At 65.1% G+C, this 19133-nt stretch carries 16 protein-coding genes and 3 pseudogenes; 8 read left to right on the top strand and 11 right to left on the bottom strand.

Features of this window, described 5'->3' with window-relative positions; genetic code table 11:
* Positions 1 to 17: 17 nt before the first annotated feature.
* The gene (locus ATI53_RS05095) at positions 18 to 629 is read right to left on the bottom strand and encodes a nucleotidyltransferase family protein (RefSeq protein WP_111549860.1); all 612 of its coding nucleotides are present in this window, start codon (positions 627 to 629) and stop codon (positions 18 to 20) included.
* Between the two features lie 206 nt (positions 630 to 835).
* Between ATI53_RS05095 and ATI53_RS05100 the strand changes: the two genes are divergently transcribed.
* On the top strand, positions 836 to 2017 hold the full coding sequence (locus ATI53_RS05100; RefSeq protein ID WP_009503232.1) for a sensor histidine kinase: 1182 nt from the start codon (positions 836 to 838) through the stop codon (positions 2015 to 2017).
* On the opposite strand, the gene ATI53_RS05105 is transcribed toward ATI53_RS05100, so the two are convergent.
* The 4 genes from ATI53_RS05105 to ATI53_RS23190 form a co-directional block, all read right to left on the bottom strand.
* Complete coding sequence (locus ATI53_RS05105) at positions 1968 to 3296, bottom strand: HlyC/CorC family transporter (RefSeq protein ID WP_009503234.1); 1329 nt, start codon at positions 3294 to 3296, stop codon at positions 1968 to 1970. The genes ATI53_RS05100 and ATI53_RS05105 overlap by 50 nt on opposite strands.
* A 186-nt stretch (positions 3297 to 3482) precedes the next feature.
* Positions 3483 to 4409: a site-specific tyrosine recombinase XerD gene (locus tag ATI53_RS05110; RefSeq protein ID WP_009503236.1), complete on the bottom strand. Its 927-nt coding sequence runs from the start codon at positions 4407 to 4409 to the stop codon at positions 3483 to 3485.
* Complete coding sequence (locus ATI53_RS05115) at positions 4406 to 6010, bottom strand: hypothetical protein (RefSeq protein WP_223865898.1); 1605 nt, start codon at positions 6008 to 6010, stop codon at positions 4406 to 4408. Before ATI53_RS05115 ends, ATI53_RS05110 begins: the two co-directional genes overlap by 4 nt.
* Positions 6000 to 6149, bottom strand: a complete 150-nt coding sequence (locus ATI53_RS23190; RefSeq protein ID WP_009503239.1) for a hypothetical protein — start codon at positions 6147 to 6149, stop codon at positions 6000 to 6002. Before ATI53_RS23190 ends, ATI53_RS05115 begins: the two co-directional genes overlap by 11 nt.
* A gap of 96 nt (positions 6150 to 6245) precedes the next feature.
* Here ATI53_RS23190 and ATI53_RS05120 point away from each other — a divergent pair, with 96 nt between their 5' ends.
* A complete protein-coding gene (locus ATI53_RS05120) occupies positions 6246 to 6821 on the top strand; it encodes a shikimate kinase (RefSeq protein ID WP_009503240.1) in 576 nt (191 codons plus the stop codon).
* Entirely contained in the window at positions 6821 to 7933 is a 1113-nt protein-coding gene (aroB, locus tag ATI53_RS05125; RefSeq protein WP_009503242.1) for a 3-dehydroquinate synthase, read from the top strand. The genes ATI53_RS05120 and aroB overlap by 1 nt, the downstream gene beginning before the upstream one ends.
* A 353-nt stretch (positions 7934 to 8286) precedes the next feature.
* Here the strand turns inward: aroB and ATI53_RS24340 are convergent.
* Both ATI53_RS24340 and ATI53_RS23820 read right to left on the bottom strand, forming a co-directional pair.
* Positions 8287 to 8388 (bottom strand): annotated as a pseudogene (locus ATI53_RS24340) (IS5/IS1182 family transposase); the annotation flags it as partial.
* Positions 8388 to 8534, bottom strand: a pseudogene (locus tag ATI53_RS23820) (IS3 family transposase); the annotation flags it as partial. The pseudogenes ATI53_RS23820 and ATI53_RS24340, both read right to left, overlap by 1 nt.
* A gap of 30 nt (positions 8535 to 8564) precedes the next feature.
* Between ATI53_RS23820 and ATI53_RS23825 the strand changes: the two are divergent.
* Positions 8565 to 9294 (top strand): annotated as a pseudogene (locus ATI53_RS23825) (IS30 family transposase); the annotation flags it as partial.
* Positions 9295 to 9498: 204 nt separating this feature from the next.
* Here ATI53_RS23825 and ATI53_RS05135 read toward each other — a convergent pair.
* The 4 genes from ATI53_RS05135 to ATI53_RS05150 all read right to left on the bottom strand — a co-directional run bounded on the left by ATI53_RS05135 (position 9499) and on the right by ATI53_RS05150 (position 14037).
* Positions 9499 to 10926 carry a TRAP transporter large permease gene (locus ATI53_RS05135; RefSeq protein ID WP_111549862.1) on the bottom strand — a complete coding sequence of 476 codons (1428 nt, stop codon included), beginning with the start codon at positions 10924 to 10926 and terminating at the stop codon, positions 9499 to 9501.
* 3 nt (positions 10927 to 10929) lie between these two features.
* Positions 10930 to 11727, bottom strand: coding sequence for a TRAP transporter small permease subunit (locus ATI53_RS05140; RefSeq protein ID WP_009503247.1), 798 nt, complete (start codon positions 11725 to 11727; stop codon positions 10930 to 10932).
* Positions 11728 to 11808: 81 nt separating this feature from the next.
* Positions 11809 to 12867 carry a TRAP transporter substrate-binding protein gene (locus ATI53_RS05145; RefSeq protein ID WP_111549863.1) on the bottom strand — a complete coding sequence of 353 codons (1059 nt, stop codon included), beginning with the start codon at positions 12865 to 12867 and terminating at the stop codon, positions 11809 to 11811.
* Positions 12868 to 13293: 426 nt separating this feature from the next.
* The gene (locus tag ATI53_RS05150; protein WP_111549864.1) at positions 13294 to 14037 is read right to left on the bottom strand and encodes a FadR/GntR family transcriptional regulator; all 744 of its coding nucleotides are present in this window, start codon (positions 14035 to 14037) and stop codon (positions 13294 to 13296) included.
* 72 nt (positions 14038 to 14109) lie between these two features.
* Between ATI53_RS05150 and ATI53_RS05155 the strand changes: the two genes are divergently transcribed.
* The 4 genes from ATI53_RS05155 (at position 14110) to ATI53_RS05170 (ending at position 19127) form a co-directional block, all read left to right on the top strand.
* Positions 14110 to 14619 (top strand): DinB family protein, encoded by a 510-nt coding sequence (locus ATI53_RS05155; RefSeq protein WP_111549865.1) that lies wholly within the window; start codon positions 14110 to 14112, stop codon positions 14617 to 14619.
* 131 nt (positions 14620 to 14750) lie between these two features.
* Complete coding sequence (gene acuI, locus ATI53_RS05160) at positions 14751 to 15746, top strand: acryloyl-CoA reductase (RefSeq protein ID WP_111549866.1); 996 nt, start codon at positions 14751 to 14753, stop codon at positions 15744 to 15746.
* A 396-nt stretch (positions 15747 to 16142) separates the two neighbouring features.
* Entirely contained in the window at positions 16143 to 17786 is a 1644-nt protein-coding gene (locus tag ATI53_RS05165; protein WP_009503252.1) for a BCCT family transporter, read from the top strand.
* Positions 17787 to 17927: 141 nt separating this feature from the next.
* The gene (locus tag ATI53_RS05170) at positions 17928 to 19127 is read left to right on the top strand and encodes an aminotransferase class V-fold PLP-dependent enzyme (protein ID WP_034451745.1); all 1200 of its coding nucleotides are present in this window, start codon (positions 17928 to 17930) and stop codon (positions 19125 to 19127) included.
* The last annotated feature ends 6 nt before the right edge of the window (positions 19128 to 19133 follow it).

The raw sequence follows: 19133 nt of genomic DNA on the forward strand, positions 1-19133 counted from the left end.
GCGCCAGAGGCCGGGCGTTATTCCGCCGCCTGCTTCCTGCGCGCCTGCCATCGCGCCCAGGCTTCGGGCGTGTCCAGATCGGTCAGGGCGCGCTGGCCGGGCAGGGCGACCTGTCGCAGGCGGTGCGTGTTGGCGGTCAGTACGCCCTTGGCGCCGTGGTCCCCGGTCAGCGCCACAAGCGCGGGAAAGCAATCCGACGGAAACAGCACCGGATGTCCGGGGCTGCCGTCTTCGGCGGTGGCCTGAACCAGCACCGGGCGCGGCGAGCGGCGATAGCCGTCGATCACGACACGCAGATCGTCGGCGTCGATGTCCGGCATGTCCGCGGGCAGCACCATGATCGCCTCAAGCCCGTTCGGCATCAGCACCACGCCACGGCGAAACGACGAGGACATGCCCAGCGCGGCGTCCGGCACTTCGACAACCTGAACCGGCAGGCCGGCGAGCGTGGCAGCGCGGGGGTGGTCGTGGCCCGGAATGGCGACGCACACATGGTTGGCGGCAGCCAAAGCCGCCTCGGCCTGCCGGCGCAGCAGCGGTTTCCCGCCGACGTCGATCAGCAGCTTGTCGGTGCCGCGCATCCGCCGGCTTGCACCGGCGGCGGGAATAAGAATCGCAATGCCTCCCATGCGGGTCTTATAGCGCAGGGGTTCGTGCTTTGGTGGATTTTTTGGTAACGAAAACAATTCAACGTCTTCAGATGTCTCGGCGGCGACCGGGCCTGCGGCGCGGCAGGGGGGATCGTGCCGCGCGCGCGGTGCCAACGGTATCTGCGGTTGACGGGATCGTCGTGATCCTTAAAATCAGGGGCCGGGTGAAAATGATGGGCGGTCCAATGGCAGTCGCACCTAAGGCCTCGAACGAAGAAGAACGGCTGTCCGAGCTGCACAGCTTTGGCGTGCTTGATGCCGCGCCCGATCCGGCGTTCGACGAGGTCGTCGATCTGTTGGCGACGATGCTTGAAGTGCCCGTCGTGCTTATCAGTCTCGTTGACGCGCACCGCCAGTGGTTTCGCGCCCGGCATGGCTTTGTCCCGTCCGAAACGCCGCTGAACCAGTCGATCTGTTCGCATGCCATCCTTGAAGACGGCATTCTGGAAATCGAGGATACGCTGCTGGATCTGCGCAGCGCCGACAATCCGCTGTGCTGTGGTCTGACTGACAACATGCGCTTTTATGCTGGCGCGCCGCTGATCACCCGCAGCGGACACCGCATTGGCACGCTGTGCGTGCTGGACACGCGCCCGCGCCGCCTGACGCCACCGCAGCGCCAGCTTCTGGAGGTGATGGGGCGGCAGGTGATGCGCCAGCTGGATCTGGAACGCGCGCTGCGCAACAAGGAAATCCTGCGCGAGGAAATCGACCACAGGGTGAAGAACTCGCTGCAAACGGTGGCATCGACCATTCGGCTGTATCGCGGGCGCACACGCAGCGAGGACGCGCGCGAGGCGCTGGATGCGGTCGCCCGCCGGGTCGATGCCATTTCGCAGCTTCACGCCGAACTGAACCTGACCTCCAAGATGCATCACCTGCGGCTGGACAGCTATCTTGACCGCGTATCGCAACTGTTGCAACGCAACGCGCCAGCGGATGCCCGTTTCGAAATCGACGCCGCGCCCATCGAAGTGGACAGTCGCGTGGCAACGGCGCTCGGCGTGATCGCCAACGAATTTGCGGCCAACAGTGCAAAATACGCGCTGGCGCCGGACGGGCTGATCGTGCGCTTCGAACTGACGCGGGTCGGTCCGAACCGGATGCAGTTTGTCTGTCGCGACAACGGCATCGCCCGCCATGGCGCGACAGAGGTCGACGTACTGTCTTCGACCTCGCTTGGGGCGCGGCTGATGGAAGCCGCGGCGGCACAGGTCAGCGGAACCCTGTCGGAAGGCCGGGTGGCGGATGGATTCGAACTGCGCGCGGAACTGCCGATCAACCTTGGCGCCGGGGCCGAGGCCGAATCTGGCCAGATCAGTCCGAAGATGTTCGCTGCACGAGGGGTCGCACCCGCAGCCGAGTGATCCGGTTGTTGTCGCGTTCCATCACCTCGAAGCGAAAACCGTGAAAGCTGAACCGCTGGCCGGGGGTCGGGATCATCTGCGCCTCGTGAATCACCAGCCCGGCAAGGGTGTTCGCCTCGTCGTCTGGCAGCGCCCATTCGGTCGCGCGGTTCAAGTCGCGAATGGTCATCGCACCGTCCAGCCAATACCAGCCGTCTTCGCCCGCGCTGACCTGATGCTCGGCATCGGGGTCGTGTTCATCGGTGATTTCGCCGACGATTTCCTCAAGGATGTCCTCAAGCGTAATCAGCCCTTCCAGCGAGCCGTATTCGTCCACCACCAGCGCGAAATGCGTATGCTTGTGCAGGAAATTGCGCATCTGATCGGCCAGTGTCGTGGTGTCGGGCACGAAATAGGGATGCATCATCACATCGGTGATGCGAAAGTCGTCGAGCGCCTCGGGCGCGCGGTCCCCCGCCTTGTCCATGGTTTCGTACATGGCGCGCATCAGGTCCTTGGCGTGGGCGACGCCGATGATGTTCTCCTGCTCGCCGCGGAACACCGGCAGGCGGGTGTACGAGCTTTCAAGACATTGCTGAAGGATCGCGCGCGGCTCGTTGTCCGCATCGACCATTTCGATATTGGACCGGTGCAACATGATTTCCTCGACCGTGCGCTCGGCCAGATCGAGCGCGCCCAGAATGCGGTCCCGGTCTTCCTTTTCGACGACACCCTCGGAATGGCCAAGGTGAAGCGCGCCGGCGATCTCTTCACGCACGGCAAGGATCTGGCTGTCGGGGTCGGTCTGCACGCCGAAAAGTCGCAGGATAAGTCGGACAATCGCGCGGATGGCCCCGACCACGGGCGCAAACACCAGAATGATGACGCGGATCGGGCGGGCAACCCCGGCGGCGGCGGTTTCAGGGTTGGTGATGGCATAGGTCTTGGGAAGGACCTCGGCAAAAATCAGCACCAGCAGGGTCATGATCAGCGTAGCAAGCGCCACGCCGCTGTCGCCGAAAAGGCCGGTGAAGAGCGTTGTCGCAAGCGATGTCGCCAGAATGTTCACCAGGTTGTTGCCCAGCAGAACCGACCCGATCAGCCGCTCGCTGTCCTCGGTGATCTTCAGAGCGGTTTCAGCCCCCCTGGATCCGCGGTCCTGCGCCGCGCGCAGCTTGCCGCGCGACGCGGCGGTCAACGCGGTTTCCGACCCGGAGAAAAAGGCCGACATGACAATGAGCAACAAGATGGCGCCGGCCGTGATCCAGAGGGCGGCATCGGTGGTGGAAGAAGCGTCCATGGTCATCCGTTCGTCTCAGGGTATCATGCCGGTTATGCGGCGGCGCAGGCGGCGGATCAAGGGCCCGGGGCGCGGATCCCCGCGCAAATTCTTCGTCGAAGAATTTGCCACGCGACGCTGACGACGGCGCGCAAACCGTGACGCCGAAGAGAAAATTCTTCGTCGAAGAATTTTCGGGCGCCGGGGTCAGTCCCTGGCAAGCGGGTGGTGGTCAAGCACCAGCTCCTTCAGCCGCTCTTCAAGCACATGGGTGTAGATTTCGGTCGTCGCCACGTCGGCATGGCCCAGAAAGGTCTGGATTGCCCGCAGATCCGCGCCGTTTTGCAGCAGGTGCGTCGCAAAGGCATGGCGCAGCGTGTGCGGCGTCACCTTGGCTGGAGACACCCCTGCCTCGACCGCGAATTCCTTGATCAGCACATAAAACGAATGCCTTGACAGGTGGCCGGCCTTGCCACGCGACGGAAACAGGTGGGTCTGCGACGGCTTGCTATCACTGCGCCGCAGCTCGTCCTGGGCATCGCGCCTGGCGATCCAGGCGCTCAGCGCCGTCCGGGCGGGGGGCGACAGTGGCACCATGCGCTCCTTGCCGCCCTTGCCCCGGATCAGCAGCATGCGCGGATCACCGCGCGCTGCGGACATCGGCAGGGTCACCAGTTCGGTCACCCGCATGCCCGTGGCATACAGCAATTGCATCAGGCAGGCATTGCGCAGCCGGTCGTCTTCGGTGCGCCCATGCGCCGCGCCTGCGGCCAGCAGCCTGTCGACCTCTTGCAGGCTCAGGGTCTTGGGCAGGCGTTTCGACTTGCCCGGCCCCGGTATCTGGATGGCGGGATTGTCGTCCCGCAGCCCCTCTTCGAACGCGAAGCGATAGACCTGTTTGATTGACGACAGGCGGCGTGCGCGGGTGGCGAGCGCGAGCCCCTGGGCTTCGCAATGCACGAGATAGTCTTCGACGTCGCGCCGGTGCGCATTGTCAAGCGCACGGTTGCGTGCCGCGAGCCATCCGGTGAAATCCGCAAGATCGCGCCCGTAGGCGGCGGTGGTGTTGTCGGCGGCGCCGCGTTCGGCCACCTGTGCCTCAAGAAACGCGCCGATCCAGTTTGTTGCGCTCATAGGGGGGCGCCCTCGTCGGACAGAATGAGCAATTGTATCGCCGCACGCCGGGCGGTGTCCTCCAGCCCGACCGCACGCAGCGTGGCCAACGCCTCGGCAAGGTCGTCGTGATTGCCCTCGGCGCCCGAAGAAAACAGAGCGATGGAGCGCAGGATGACCTCGCCAAGGCGTCCTTGGGCCAGCATCTGTTGCAGCACCGCCGGGGGCGTTGCCGCATCGCTCCATGCGCGCGCAACCGCCGCCCGCGGGCCGCCTTCGGGCACGGGATCGGGCGCGGTGCCTGTGGCGATGGCGGCGACCGTGGCCATCAGCCCGTCACGGTCCCCAAGCCGGCGCGCCGCGGATTCGTAGCCGTCCGACAGCAGCTCTGCGCGATCTGCCAGCGTACGCGCGCGGCCCGTCAGGCGGACATCCGTCAACCGGGGGCCAAACAGCTTTGCGAAGGGCACAAGCAGCCCCGCGCTGCGCATCTGCGGCCAGGCCTTGACCAAAGCGGGGCCAATCAGATCCGCGCGCGCTGTGGCGAGGGCCGCGTCAAGCGATTGCACCGCCGACACCCTGTCCCAGACTCCGCCTGAAGCGGCGGGCCGACGGTCGGAATACAGCCCCAGCAGGCGGTTCTCGGCCAGAGCGCCGCGCCGGGCCAGGCGTTCGCCCGCCAGAAGCTGCGCGCGCCACCCGGCGGTGCCTGACAATTCGGTCGCGGCAAAGGCGCGGGGCAGGGGCTGCGTCGGCAGCGCCTCGCCCACCGCCTCGAACAGGCGGAATTGCAGCGGTGTGGGGCGCGCGGGCACCTGCACGGGCGCGCTGCCATCGCCAAGCTCTGGGTCGAGAAATCGCAGAAGCAATGCGCCGTCGCGCTCCGGGATCTGCCCGAGCGCCTGCGCCGTGGTCAGCACCGTGGCCGCGTGAGTCCAGTCGCCCTGACGCGCGTCGCAATAGATGCGGGTCGCAAGATCGCCCGAAAGCTCGGGCTGTGCCTTGAGCGCGGTGCAGGGGGCCTCGTCGTGGCCGGCAAGCAGCGCCAGATCGAACCAGCGCAAAAACAGGGCGGGGCTGGTGACCCGCCCGGCCTGTTCGATCAGGGCCAGGCCGGGGTCGACGGCCCCTTCGGCCAGCAGACGGTCAAGCCGCGCGACCAGAAAGCGCGCGCCGCCGTCGCTGGCGACCGGCGCGTCCGCCTCGGCGAGCAACAGTGTGAACAGCAAGGCCGAAAGCGCCGGCACCCCCGGATCGACGGCGGCCAGCAGCGACGACAGCGTTTCGGTATCGCTGGATGTCCACAGGCTGCGCGGCAAGCCGGTCACCGACATCGGCAGCAATCCGGCCGATCCGGGGGAAGGCGTGCCCAGCGGCAGGACTTCGACCTCGGGGCTGGCCCCGCTGGAGGCCACGGGCGGCTCGTCAAGCCGCGGCGGTGCAAGCGGGCCGGTCGGTCGGCGCAACACCGTCGGCACATTCGCGCTGCCCTCGCCCAGCCAGCCGATGGCCGACATCGGCGCACCCGGTGCCGCGGCAGGCCGGTTTACGGGCGCATTCTGGGCCAGGACGCCGCTGGCGGCGAGGCTCACAAGTGCGGCGAGCGTGATCTTACTGTGCATCTAGCTCCACGGGTTGCCGGATTTCGGTCTGCGGCGGTGAAAAATCGGCGCCGAAGAACGGCCCCACATAAACGTATCCTACCAGCGCGATCGCGCCCAGGATCAGCAGGATAAACAGCCATTTGATGATGCGTCCCATAGTGTCGGTCGTCCTGCCTCGTGATCTTTTCGGGAACTTATAACTGGCCTTTTGGGCAAACTCACGTCATTCACCCGTCGGGAGGAAGAATTGGCGATGGATGGCCGAGATACAAGGGCGCAGGCGCTTGCGCTGAAAAAGACAGTGGTTCTGGTCGGGATGATGGGGGCGGGCAAGACGGCGGTCGGCAAGGCGCTGGCCACCGCGTTGCGCGTGCCGTTTCGCGATTCGGACGCCGAGATCGAATCTGCCGCCAACATGTCGATCGCCGAGATTTTCGAACGCGACGGCGAGCCGTTTTTCCGGGCCCGCGAAACCCAGATCATTTCGCGCCTTCTGGATGGCCCCCCGGCGGTGCTGTCGACCGGAGGCGGGGCCTACATGCGGGCCGAAAACCGGGACATGATCACCCGGCGCGGCGTGGCCGTCTGGCTTGACGCGGCGCTTCCGGTGCTGTGGAACAGGGTGCGCCACAAAAGCACAAGGCCGCTGTTGCGCACCCCCGATCCGCACGCGACCCTGCGCGACATCTACGAGGCCCGCGTGCCCGTCTATCGCCTGGCGGATCTCACGGTGACCTCCGAAACGGGGCGCAGCGTCGAGGACATGGCCGCGCGTGTGATCGAGATGCTGAAGGCGCGGCCGGATGTATTGGCCGACGAGGAGATTTGATGGTGAAAACGGTACATGTCGCGCTTGGCGAACGCGCCTATGACGTGCGCATCGGTGCGGGCCTGCTGGAAACCGCCGGCGCGGCACTGGCGCCGCTGCTGCCGCGCAACCGGGTGGTGGTGGTCAGCGACGCCACGGTCGCCAAGGCTCATCTTGGCACGCTTCAGACCGCGCTCGAAGCCGAGGGTATCACCTGCACCTCGCTGCTGTTGCCGCCGGGCGAGGCGACAAAATGCTGGCGCGAGCTTGAACATGTGGTGGAATGGCTGCTGGCGAAAAAGGTCGAACGGCGCGACGTGGTGGTCGCGCTTGGGGGGGGCGTCATCGGCGACCTTGTGGGCTTTGCCGCGGCGATCCTGCGGCGGGGCGTGCGGTTCGTCCAGATTCCGACCTCGCTGCTGGCGCAGGTCGACAGTTCGGTGGGCGGAAAGACCGGGATCAATTCGCCCTCGGGCAAGAATCTGGTGGGTGCGTTCCATCAGCCCTCGCTGGTGCTGGCCGATATTGCGGTGCTTGACACGCTGACCGACCGGGATTTCCTGGCTGGCTACGGCGAGGTGGTGAAATACGGGTTGCTGGGGGATGCGGCGTTTTTCGACTGGCTCGAAGCCAACGCCGCTTCGGTTCGCCGCCGGGATCGGGCCGCGCTGGCCCATGCGGTGGGCCGGTCGGTCGAGATGAAAGCCGGGATCGTGGCGCGCGACGAGACGGAACAGGGTGAACGGGCGCTGCTGAACCTTGGGCATACGTTCTGTCATGCGCTGGAATCGGCCACGGGGTATTCCGCGCGTCTGCTGCACGGCGAGGGCGTGGCCATCGGCTGCGCGCTGGCCTTCGATCTGTCGGCGCGGCTGGGGCTGTGCGCGCAGGAAGACCCCTCGCGCCTGCGGGCGCATCTTGGTGCGATGGGATTGAAGGCCGATCTTGCGGATATTCCCGGCGATCTTCCAGACGCCGAGGCGCTGTTTGCATTGATGGGGCAGGACAAAAAGGTGGTGGATGGGGCCATTCGGTTCGTCCTTGCGCGCGGCGTCGGTCAGGCTTTCGTAACCGCGGATGTGCCGCGTGAAACCGTCCTGACCGTTCTGGAGGACGGTCTGCGCAACCGCTAAGCCGGGGCGCCCGCACGGGGGGTGCAGCGTGGATTGTTGTGAATTCGTTGCAATATCGTCACGGAAACGCTGTTTCACGATGGCACGCTGGGCGCAAAGCGGCAGACGCCGCCCCCGAACCCACGGCATCATGAGACCGAGGAGCCTGGCGATGATGATGATCAACCCGTTGCGCTTTGTGCTGGCCTGCTGCTTTCTACCGGCGCCGAACGGAATGCTGACCCATTTCTTGCGCAGCCGCCGAGGCTGACGCCGGTTGGAGTGTGCGCAGGCCGGATATCGGGCGTTGTACAGCGCTGTTGCGCAAATCGGATTCTGGCAACAGCGCCGCTTTCCCGGACACACTTGCCCCGCGGCGTTCGTGACGGGGTGGCGAGCCCAGTGAAGCGGTTCATCGCGGCGGCGCGGATTTGAGCTTTCGCGATCTGGCGGTCGCAGTTGCGGGCCATGCACCGCCCGTTCGGGCGCGCGTGCGCTTCGGACTGTAGAACATCTCGATGTCGTCGAACATGCCCTGGGGAGCGTTTTCGCGGGTTCTGTATGTCCGCCGCCAGATCCTCTCGCGCTTGAGCAGGTTGACGAAGGCCTCGACGGCGGCATTGCAGCTCTTCTGTTCGTCAAGCCGCGATTTGCGGCGCCTTCGATGGGCCTGCCGTGGTATGGAAAAAGACGGTGGGCCGTTCATCGGCAAAGCCGACGCTGGTCTGCCGCCTGGAGCCCGGAACAGATCGCGCCGCGTCTGAAGATAGACTTCCCCGAGAACCCGACCATGCGTATCGGCCACGAGGCGATTTGTCAGGCGCTTCACATTCAGGGACGTGGAACCCTGAAGCGAGCGATCCCGGCATGCCTGCGCTTCGGCCGAGCGCTGAGGTTGCCACGCTGGTTGAACCTCCACGCGGTTGATCATGCTTCTACATCTGCCGCGCATGGGGGGCCATGGGAAGCGCCAGGCGATCAAGACTGGCCAGGCCCTTGCAGGTCATGGCGCGCAAGCCGTCCGCAATGCCATCCCCGAGGCCATCATGAGATGGCGGCCCATCCGCGCCGGTCCCTGACCTGGGATAAGGGGGCCGAGATGGCTCAATATGCACAGACAAGGATCGACACAGGTCCGGAAATCTACTTCTGTGATCCTCCGAGCCCGTGGCAATGCGGCGGCAACGAAAACACCGATGGCTTGTTGCGCCAGTACGTTCCGAAGGGCGCCGATCTCAGTCAACGCAGTGCGGATGAACCGAGCGCCGTGGCGCGCCTTAAACACACGACCTTGCAATATACTTGGCTGGCGGACGCCCGCAGAGGCTCTCGAACAGCTGCCCAAACAGAATATAATTGAAGGTGTTGCGACGCCCGGGTGAATCCTCTCAGACGTCGCGCAGTTCTGTGACGGCAGGCCCCTCGTGCCGATCGTGCCCGGATCTGGCATTCATCAACTGGCACAGTCGGGTGATCGGCAAAACGCGATAAACCCCGCCGCGAGACCGAGGAATGCGAAAATCCGCGCCTCTGAGGAGCGCGGTCTTTCAGCAGTTGCCGCAAAGCGGCCGGCTTGGCCGTTCGGATCAGTCCGCGTAGGCGACCGATGGCAGCCATGTGGTCAGCGCCGGGAACCGGAACACGATGAACAGGCCCAGGAGTTGCAAGAGCACGAATGGAATGATGCCCTTGTAGATATGCGACAGCGAAACCCCCGGCGGGCACACCCCCTTGAGGTAGAACAGCGCAAACCCCACTGGCGGCGTCAGGAACGAGGTCTGCAACGTCACCGCCACAAGGATCGCGAACCACACCACCTGCGGGTCGCGCACCTGATCGAACCCCGGCACCGCCAGCTCCAGCCCCTGGATGATCGGCAGCATCAGCGGCATGATGATGATGGTGATTTCGATCCAGTCCAGCAGGAAGCCAAGGCAGAACACGATGAACAGGATGAACCCGACGGTCATGTAGGGGCTGTCAAACGCCGACAGCACCAGTTCCTGCACGATCTCGTCGCCGCCGTAGCGGCGCAACACATAGGCAAAGAAATTCGCCGCCAGAAAGATGCCGACGATGTAGCCCGAGGTGTTGAGCGTGGATCGTGCGACCTCGCGGAACACCTTCCGGTTCAGTTTCCGCGCGAACAGCGCCAGTAACGTCGCGCCCATCGCGCCGAGACCCGACGCCTCGGTCGGGGTGGCAAGGCCGACAAAGATCGACCCCAGCACCAGCAGGATCAGCAGCATTGGGGGCACCACGGCCACGGCCACCTCTTTCAGCTCGGCGACTCCGGCGCGTTGTGCCTTGGCGGGGGCGGGCATGGAATCGGGTGATATCAGCCCGTAGATCACGATGAACAGGATATAGAGCGCCCCAAGGATCAGTCCCGGAAACAGCGCCCCCATGAACAGATCGCCAAGCGAAATCGCCAGTTGGTCGGACATGATGACCAGCATGATCGACGGTGGGATCAGAATGCCCAGCGTGCCAGCGCTGGCGATGGTGCCCGTCGCGATGGGCCTGGAATAGTTCTGCGCCATCATCGCGGGCAGGGCCATCACGCCCAGCAAGGTCACCGACGCGCCGATCACCCCGGTGGATGCGGCAAGGATGATGCCGATCAGCAGCACGGTCAGCGAGAGGCCGCCGCGCAGCCCCCCGAACAGCTTTTGCATCGCGTGCATCATGCGCTGCGCGACGCCCGACTGGTCCAGCATCAGGCCCATGTAGATGAACATCGGCAGCGCCACGAGCACCGGGTTCTTGATGGTGTTGCCAAAGATCCGCCCCGACAGCGCCCGCAACTTGCGATAGTCGATCCCGGTGCTGTCAAAGTCGATCACGCCGCGGAACAGGCTGCGGTACGGGTCCAGCGCGATTTCGGCGATCAGCACGAACACCAGTGACACGCCGACCAGTGCAAAGGCGACCGGGATGCCTCGGAAAAGCATGAAGATGAAGGTGAGGAACATCGCGGCCACAGCGATTTCGTTGAGGGTAAGCCAGTCCATCGCTCAGGCCTCTCTTGGCGCGACAGCGCGCAGGACGGCGATAAGGAGGACGGTCAGGATCAGCGCGCCCAGCACGGTGTAGCGCATGTCATGCGCGCCGAATTCCAGCTCGCCAAAGACCGGCAGGCGACCGACGTCTCGCGACGACGTGTTTTCGCCACGGGTAAGATAGAAAAAGCCGAACAGGGCGTAATACAGCGCCAGGTTCACCGCGTAGGCCACCGACGGAAACGCCCAGAACAGCTGTTTCCACAGCACCGGGCGCGTCAGGTCGCCCAGCAGGCGCACATAAGTCGACCAGACCGCGATGGCGATGAACACGAACGCCAGGTTCATGAAGCTTTTCAGGATCCACAGGTTGTGCAGCCCGTTGGGACTGTCCGAGCCTTCGCCGGCCCGGATCGACGTCAGCGCGTAATCCAGCGTCACGTCCCAGCAGAGGATGATGAACGGCAAAAACAGCCAGACCAGGCCGAAAATGTCGATCCGGACGCGTTTCGCCCGGTCGAAATTGTCATACAGAATGTCGACGCGCACATGGCTGTCGGTCACCACCGCATAGCCGATGCCGACCAGGACGGCGGCGCCGTAAAGCCACCATTGCAGGTCGTCCAGCCAGGCCTGATTGTGCCCGGCCTGACGCAGCACCACCTGCGCACAGATCGCCACCATCAGAACCGGAAACAGCCAGGCCGCGACATTGCCAAGCTGCACCGTAAGGCGGTCCCCGCGATTGTGCTCGGCGCGGCCGTTTTCTCCGGGGTCGCTGATCGCGGCCGCCGCCTTTGTCTGCTCGCTCATCGTGCCTGCCTCCCTTGCGCAAACGTCAGAAAGGCCAGGGCAGCGATGCCGCCCCGGTAGGGTCTGTTGCGGTCGGAGGACCTATTGATCGGCGACCGAGATATAGGGGCGCGGCAGGTAGATGTTATGCCCCCACAGCTTGTAACCTTCGCGAAATTCCTGAAGATCATCCCACACTTCGGAGAAAAACGCGTCTTCGGCCGCCAGTTCGCCCGCGACCTCAAGCCAGGCACGCTCAAAGGCCTGAAGCTGCTCTTCGGACCAGTTCTTGATCTGCACGCCGTGCGCGTCGACGTTTTCCTTCATCGCGGGGAAGTTCTTGGCCTCGCCCTCGGCAAAGTTGTCCGCAAGATTGGCCATGCAGGCGATTTCGATCTGGTTCTGCGCGATCTCGTCCAGGTCTTCCCACTTGTCCTTGTTGATCAGCAGCTCGAACATGGTGGAGGGCTGGTGCCAGCCGGGAAAATAGTTGTATTTAGCGATGTTGTAAAATCCGAGGTTGGCATCGACCAGCGGCATGGAAAATTCGGTCGCATCAATCGCACCGCGTTCCAGCGCCGGGAAAATGTCGCCCCCCGCCAGCAGCGACGTCGACACGCCGAGCTTGGCCATCACCTCGGCGCCCAGACCGAAGAAGCGCATGTTCAGCCCCTTGAGGTCGTCCATCGAGTTGATTTCCTTTTTGAACCAACCGCTGGTTTCGGGCGCGTACATGCCGCACAGCAGCACCTTCACGTTGTAGCCGTTGTCGTCATACATCTGCTGGAAGTATTTCAGCCCGTCATCGTAAAGCATCCAGGCCAGCATCTCGCCCGGTTCGGGGCCAAAGGGCACCGCGGCGAACAGTCCGGCGGCGGCCATCTTGCCCTGCCAGTAGCCGCTGGTCGAATAGGCGGCGTCCACCGACCCGTTCGACGTGGCATCCAGCATTTCCAGCGCCGGCACAAGTTCGCCGGGGTTGAAATGTTCGAACTCCACCTCGGTCGAGATCGCGTTGATCTTTTCGACAAAGGCCACCGATGCGGTGCCGAGGATCGGCAGGTTCTCGGCATAGCCCGATGTCATTTCGAACATCTCCTGGGCGTTGGCGCCGGTCACGACAAAAGAGGCCGCGACTGCGGCTGCGAATACGTTGTTCATGGGTGTCCTCCCTGGGCTCCCTTAGGTCGCGCGCCCCCTCCCAAGGGCGCCCATGGCGGTCTCCACTCCGCCGGTGCACCAGGTTAGCGAGAGATCACGGCGCTGTGAATACGCAATACTGCGCAAGAGGCCGCGGTATTCGCATCCAGGGCGCGCCCGACGCGCCGTCATCATACCGCATCGCGGCGCGCCGGTGATGGTACGGGACCAGCGGCGGGGCGGGGTCACATGGCAACGCAGAACGCGGAAATCATCGTCGCCCCGAAACGTCGGCTGACCTGGCAGTACCGCCGTGAGGTCGGGGTGTCGGTGCCGGCGGCGTGGAACCGGATGATCGCCTCGCCGCCGACCTTACGGAGGCCATTTCGGCGCGGTTCGGCGTCCGGCAGATCGCGGGGGCGCGCCTGCGGTCTTTGCCGCGTAGATTCATCTGACAGAGCAGGCTTTTTCCGCGCGCTGCGCCATCACCGCCGCGTGCACCTCGACTGTATAGGATTCAAGGTCGCGCAGGGCGGTATCGCAAGTGCTGACATCCATCGCCTCGGCGGCATCGACGATCCGGCCATGCAACGCGACGATGCGCGCGCGGCTTCGGGCGGTGAAGGTGATCATGTTCATCAGCGGCTGCATCGCCTCGACCGCGCCCGCCAGTTGCCACGACAGCACCGGGTTGCCCGCGGCATCGACAAGCGCCCGGTGAAAGGCCACGTCGGATGCGCAAAAGGCTTCGTCCGTCAGACCGGGGTCGGACTGGCGGGCGACCTCGGTGCGCATGCATCTCAGCTGGGCTTCGTTGCGCCGGGCGCAAGCCAGGGGCGCGCAGGCGCGTTCCATGGCAAAGCGCGCCTCGCAGGCGACATCGAAGCTGATGGCGTTCATCGACAGCAGCAGCACGCCGGTGGTGATCTGCTGATCGTGGGCGGCGTCGTAGCTGAGGTGATTGACAAAAGCCCCGCCGCTGGCGCCGCGCCGGGTGCGGATCAACGACTGCGCCGCCAGCCGCTTGAGCGCCTCGCGCACGGTGGGGCGCGACACGCCGTACTGTTCGGCCAGTTCGGTTTCCGATGGCAGACGGTCGCCCACCATCAGCCGCCCGTCGACAATGGCGCTGCGCAACGCCGAAGCGATGGTGGACGAGCGATCGGGTACAGGGGGGGTTGCGGGCGGCATGAGGGGCTGTTTAATTGTCAGACAATTGGTTGTCCAGCGCCGAGTCCCCGCCCCGCAAGCAAGGAGGCACCGATGCCAGCCCCCGAGGATGTTCTGATGCTGGCGCGTTACAACGCCTGGCAGAACCGCGAGATGAAAGCCGTGCTTGAGGCGCTGCCGACCGCTGTTCCGCACAAGCCCTGCGGTCTGCACTTTGGCACGATCCTTGCGACGGTGAACCACCTGCTGTGGGCCGATCGGATCTGGATGAGCCGCCTTGCCGACTGGCCGAGGCCCGAGGGCGGCATCGCAAGCAGCGTCGATCTGACGCCGACCCTGTCGGTCTGGGCCCCCGAGCGGTTCCGCGCGGATGCAAGACTGATCGTGTGGGCCGAAGGGCTGCGCGCAGCCAGCCTGCATGGCGATCTGCGCTGGTATTCGGCGGTGACGGGGCGCGAACAGGTCAAGCCGGTGGCGCAATGCGTGCTGCACCTGTTTACCCATCAGGCGCATCATCGCGGGCAGATCCACGCCGCGATCACCGCGCAGGGGGCACAGGGCTGGACATCGGATCTGGTTTTCACGCCGGATGGCGGGCCGTGACTGTGAGCGGCGTGTGCCCCGGCGCCGGCGTGGGTTGTGCGCGCCGAGGGGGCGCTGCCCCCGCCGCGTTGCGGCCCCCCGGAGTTTATCCGGCAAGATGAACGGGCAAGATACAGAAGGAGCACCAACGGATGACCAAGTTTAACGCGCTGATCGTCGACAAGACGGACAGCGGAGAAATCTCGGCGGCGGTGCGCCAGATCGGGCTGGACGATCTGCCCGAAGGCGATGTGACGGTCGCGGTGGAGTATTCGACGCTGAACTACAAGGACGGCCTGTGTCTGGGGCCGGGGGGCGGGCTGGTGCGTCGCTACCCGCATGTGCCGGGCATTGATTTCGCCGGGACGGTCGAGGCCTCGGACGATCCGCGTTACCGCCCCGGTGACAAAGTGGTGCTGACCGGCTGGCGTGTCGGAGAGGCGCATTGGGGCGGGTATGCGCAAAAGGCGCGGGTCAGCGCCGACTGGCTGGTGCCGCTGCCCGACGGGTTGAGTCCGCGCCAGGCGATGGCGGTGGGCACCGCCGGTTTCACGGCGATGCTTGCGCTGATGGCGCTTGAGGATCACGGCGTCGTGCCAGCGCGCGGGCCCGTCCTGGTGACGGGCGCTGCGGGGGGCGTGGGGTCGGTGGCGACTGCGCTTCTTGCCGCGCGCGGGTACGAGGTCGCGGCGGTGACCGGGCGCCCTCGGCAAGAGGCGTATTTGCGAGATCTGGGCGCATCGCGCATCGTGCCCCGCGCGGAACTGGCGGAAACCGTCAAGCGCCCGCTTGAAAGCGAAAGCTGGGCGGGCTGCGTCGATGCGGTCGGCGGCGCGATGCTGGCCCGCGTGCTGGGGCAGATGAAATACGGCGGCGCGGTTGCCGCCGTGGGGCTGGCGGGGGGCGCGCAACTGCCCGCGACAGTGATCCCGTTCCTGTTGCGCGGGGTCAGCTTGCTGGGCATCGACAGCGTCATGCAGCCCTTTGACAACCGCCAGCGCGCCTGGCAGCGGATCGCGCGGGATCTGCCTCTGGACAAGCTGGAGGCGATGATCCACCCGGCTGCGTTGGCGGATCTGCCCGCGCTTGGGGCCGACATCCTCAGCGGGCAGGTCAAGGGGCGGGTCGTGGTTGACGTCAACGGCTGACGATCTTGGGTGGATTGAGCGGTTTTTTTGGGGGGGGTGCGGGGCAGGGGCTCCGCGCCCCTTTTGTTATCCTGATCGTGCTCTGTTGGACGTTTCGGCGCCGCATCTTTTGCTTTCAGCCCGGAAGAGGCTAGCGTAGAGGAGCCCCTGGTGGCCTGCCGGGCACCGCTGAACGCCGGGCAGGATCGTGAGGCGCGTGCCCGTTGCGCCGCCTTGCGCGCCTGTTCGGGGCCGCCGGGCCAGCCCCGGCACAATCGAATTGGGGGCCGGTGTGCCTGGGCGCATCGCGCGGGCCGGCGAAGCTTGGGGCCAGGCCTGGCCCGGCGGACCCGGGCGGGCCGCGTGCCGGGCCGGACCTCTGGACTGGAACGACAAAATGGATAGGGACAATCGTGAATGAGTGAGTCAAGCGACGATCAGGGCATTCCGGCGCCAGAAGGGGCGTCGGGGCTTATTGAGACCGATTACGAAATCGGTCAGGACAATATTGAAAGGAAGATCGGGCCCTTCGGGCTGGATATCCACAACCCGGTTTTTGCGATCTCGGGCATCGCCATCGTTCTCTTCGTGTTTTACACGCTGGCGTTGCCCGAACAGGCCGGATCGGTGTTCACCTGGCTTTTTGACAGTGTGACCAAGGGGTTCGACTGGTTCTTCATCGGCGCCGCCAACATCTTTGTCATCTTCTGCCTGCTGCTGATCGTGACTCCGGCGGGGTCCGTCCGGCTGGGCGGCAAGGACGCGCGCCCCGATTACGGCTATATCGGCTGGTTCGCGATGCTGTTCGCGGCCGGTATGGGCATCGGGTTGATGTTCTACGGCGTGTCCGAACCGATGAGCCATTTTTCGTCGTCGATCGGCGGCGTTTCGGTCGGTGACGACGGGCTGCGCACCGATTGGGCACCGCTTGGCGGGGCCGAGGGAGATGCGCAGGCTGCGGCCCGTCTGGCGTTTGCCGCCACGATCTTTCACTGGGGCCTGCATCCTTGGGCGATCTATGCGGTGGTGGCGCTGGCGCTGGCGCTGTTTTCCTACAACAAGGGCCTGCCGCTGACGCTGCGTTCGGCGTTCTATCCGCTGCTGGGGGAACGTGTCTGGGGCTGGCCGGGGCATTGCATCGACGTTCTGGCGGTTTTTGCCACGCTGTTCGGTCTTGCGACATCGCTTGGGCTTGGGGCGACGCAGGCCAATGCCGGTCTGAACGATCTGTTCGGCGTTCCGGTCAACTCGACGGTCGAGGTCATCCTGATCTCGTGCATCACCGCCATCGCGCTGGTGTCGGTGGTTCGCGGGCTTGAGGGAGGCGTCAAACTGCTGTCGGAAATCAACATGGGCCTTGCGCTGTTGTTGCTGCTCTTTGTGATCTTCACCGGGCCGACGTTGCTGCTGCTGACCGGCTTTGTCGACAACCTCGGGGCGTATCTGCAATATCTGCCGGCGCTGTCGAACCCGGTGGGGCGCGAGGACGTCAACTTCGTGCAGGGCTGGACCGCGTTCTACTGGGCGTGGTGGATCAGCTGGTCGCCGTTCGTGGGCATGTTCATCGCCCGCGTCAGCCGGGGCCGCACCGTGCGCGAATTTCTGGTTTGCGTGCTGCTGATCCCCAGCATGGTCTGCGTGCTATGGATGTCGGTGTTTGGCGGCGCCGCGATCCTGCAGGTGCTCAACGATGGCTACACCGTCGCGCAAGAGGCGGATCTGGCGGTGAAGCTGTTCAAGATGCTGGACGTGATGCCGCTGGCCTCGATCACCTCGCTGATCGGGATCGTGCTGGTGATCGTGTTCTTCGTGACCTCATCGGATTCGGGGTCGCTGGTGATCGACACCATCACGGCGGGCGGCAAGGTTGACGCGCCGATGCCCCAGCGGGTGTTCTGGGCGGTCTTCGAGGGCGCTGTGGCCATCGTGCTGCTGCTGTCGGCGGGGGGCCTGTCGTCGCTGCAATCCATGGTGATTTCGACCGGGTTGCCGTTCACGCTGGTGCTGCTGGTGATGTGCTTTGCGATCTGGCGCGGCCTGATGGCGGAACGTCGCCTGTAAGCCTGCGCTTTCGGGCGGGCACACCGCGCACGGGCCTTGCGGCCCGTGCGCTTTTTTGGCGGCGCAGGTTTGCGCGGGGTCGCGCTTGACGGCTCGACCGATCCCCGGTCTTTTGCGTCGCGACAAACGACCGGAGGCGTCATGCTGGATCTTAGCTATGTGCGCGGGCAGTTTCCCGCCTTTGCCGAACCTTCGCTGCAAGGTCAGGCGTTTTTCGAGAATGCCGGGGGGTCGTATACCTGCCAGCCGGTGATCGACCGGCTGTTCCGGTTTTATCACCAGCGCAAGGTGCAGCCCTACGCGCCCTATCCCGCGGCGCAGGCGGGCGGGGCCGAGATGGACGAGGCGCGCACGCGGCTGGCGGGGCTGCTGAACATCGCCCCCGACGAGCTGAGCTTTGGCCCGTCGACCAGCCAGAACATCTATGTGCTGTCGCAGGCCGTACGCGAGGCGATGCGTCCGGGCGAGGCGATCATCGTCACCAATCAGGACCACGAGGCAAACTCCGGCGCGTGGCGTCGCCTTGCCGATCACGGCATCGAGGTGCGCGAATGGAAGGTCGATCCCGAAACCGGCCATCTGGACCCGGCCGAGCTGGAACCGCTGCTGGATGAATCCGTCCGGCTGGTCTGCTTTCCGCATTGTTCCAATGTGGTGGGCGAGATCAACCCCGTGGCCGAGATCACCGCGCTGGCCCATGCCGCCGGGGCCTGGGTCTGCGTGGATGGCGTCAGCTATGCGCCGCACGGGTTTCCCGATGTCGACGCGCTGGGCTGCGACATCTATCTGTTTTCGGCCTACAAGACCTATGGGCCGCATCAGGGCATCATGGCGATCCGCCGCGAACTGGCCAACCTGCTGCCCAATCAGGCGCACAGCTTCAACGGGGATACGCTTTACAAGAAATTCACCCCCGCCGGGCCGGATCACGCGCAGGTCGCCGCCTGTGCCGGCATGGTCGACTACATCGAGGCGCTGGCGACCCATCAGGGTGTCTCTCCCCGCGAGGTCGCCGGGTTGATGCACGCGCATGAGGTTGCGCTGATGCAACCGCTGCTGGACTATCTGGGCACGAAGAACTCGGTGCGCCTGCTGGGGCCAACTGACGCCGCGCGGCGCGCGCCCACCGTTGCCGTGGCGCTGCAACGACCGGCCGAAGGCGTTGCGCGCGACCTGGCGCAGCATGGCATCATGGCGGGGGGGGGCGATTTCTATGCGGTGCGCCCGCTACAGGCGATGGGCATCGATACGGTCAAGGGCGTGTTGCGCCTGTCTTTCGTGCATTACACGTCGCCGGACGAGGTTGACCAGCTGCTTGCCGCGCTTGACGCGGTTTTGTGACGGCCC

Source organism: Salipiger aestuarii (assembly GCF_003259905.1).
In the GTDB taxonomy this organism is placed as follows: Bacteria; Pseudomonadota; Alphaproteobacteria; order Rhodobacterales; family Rhodobacteraceae; genus Salipiger; species Salipiger aestuarii.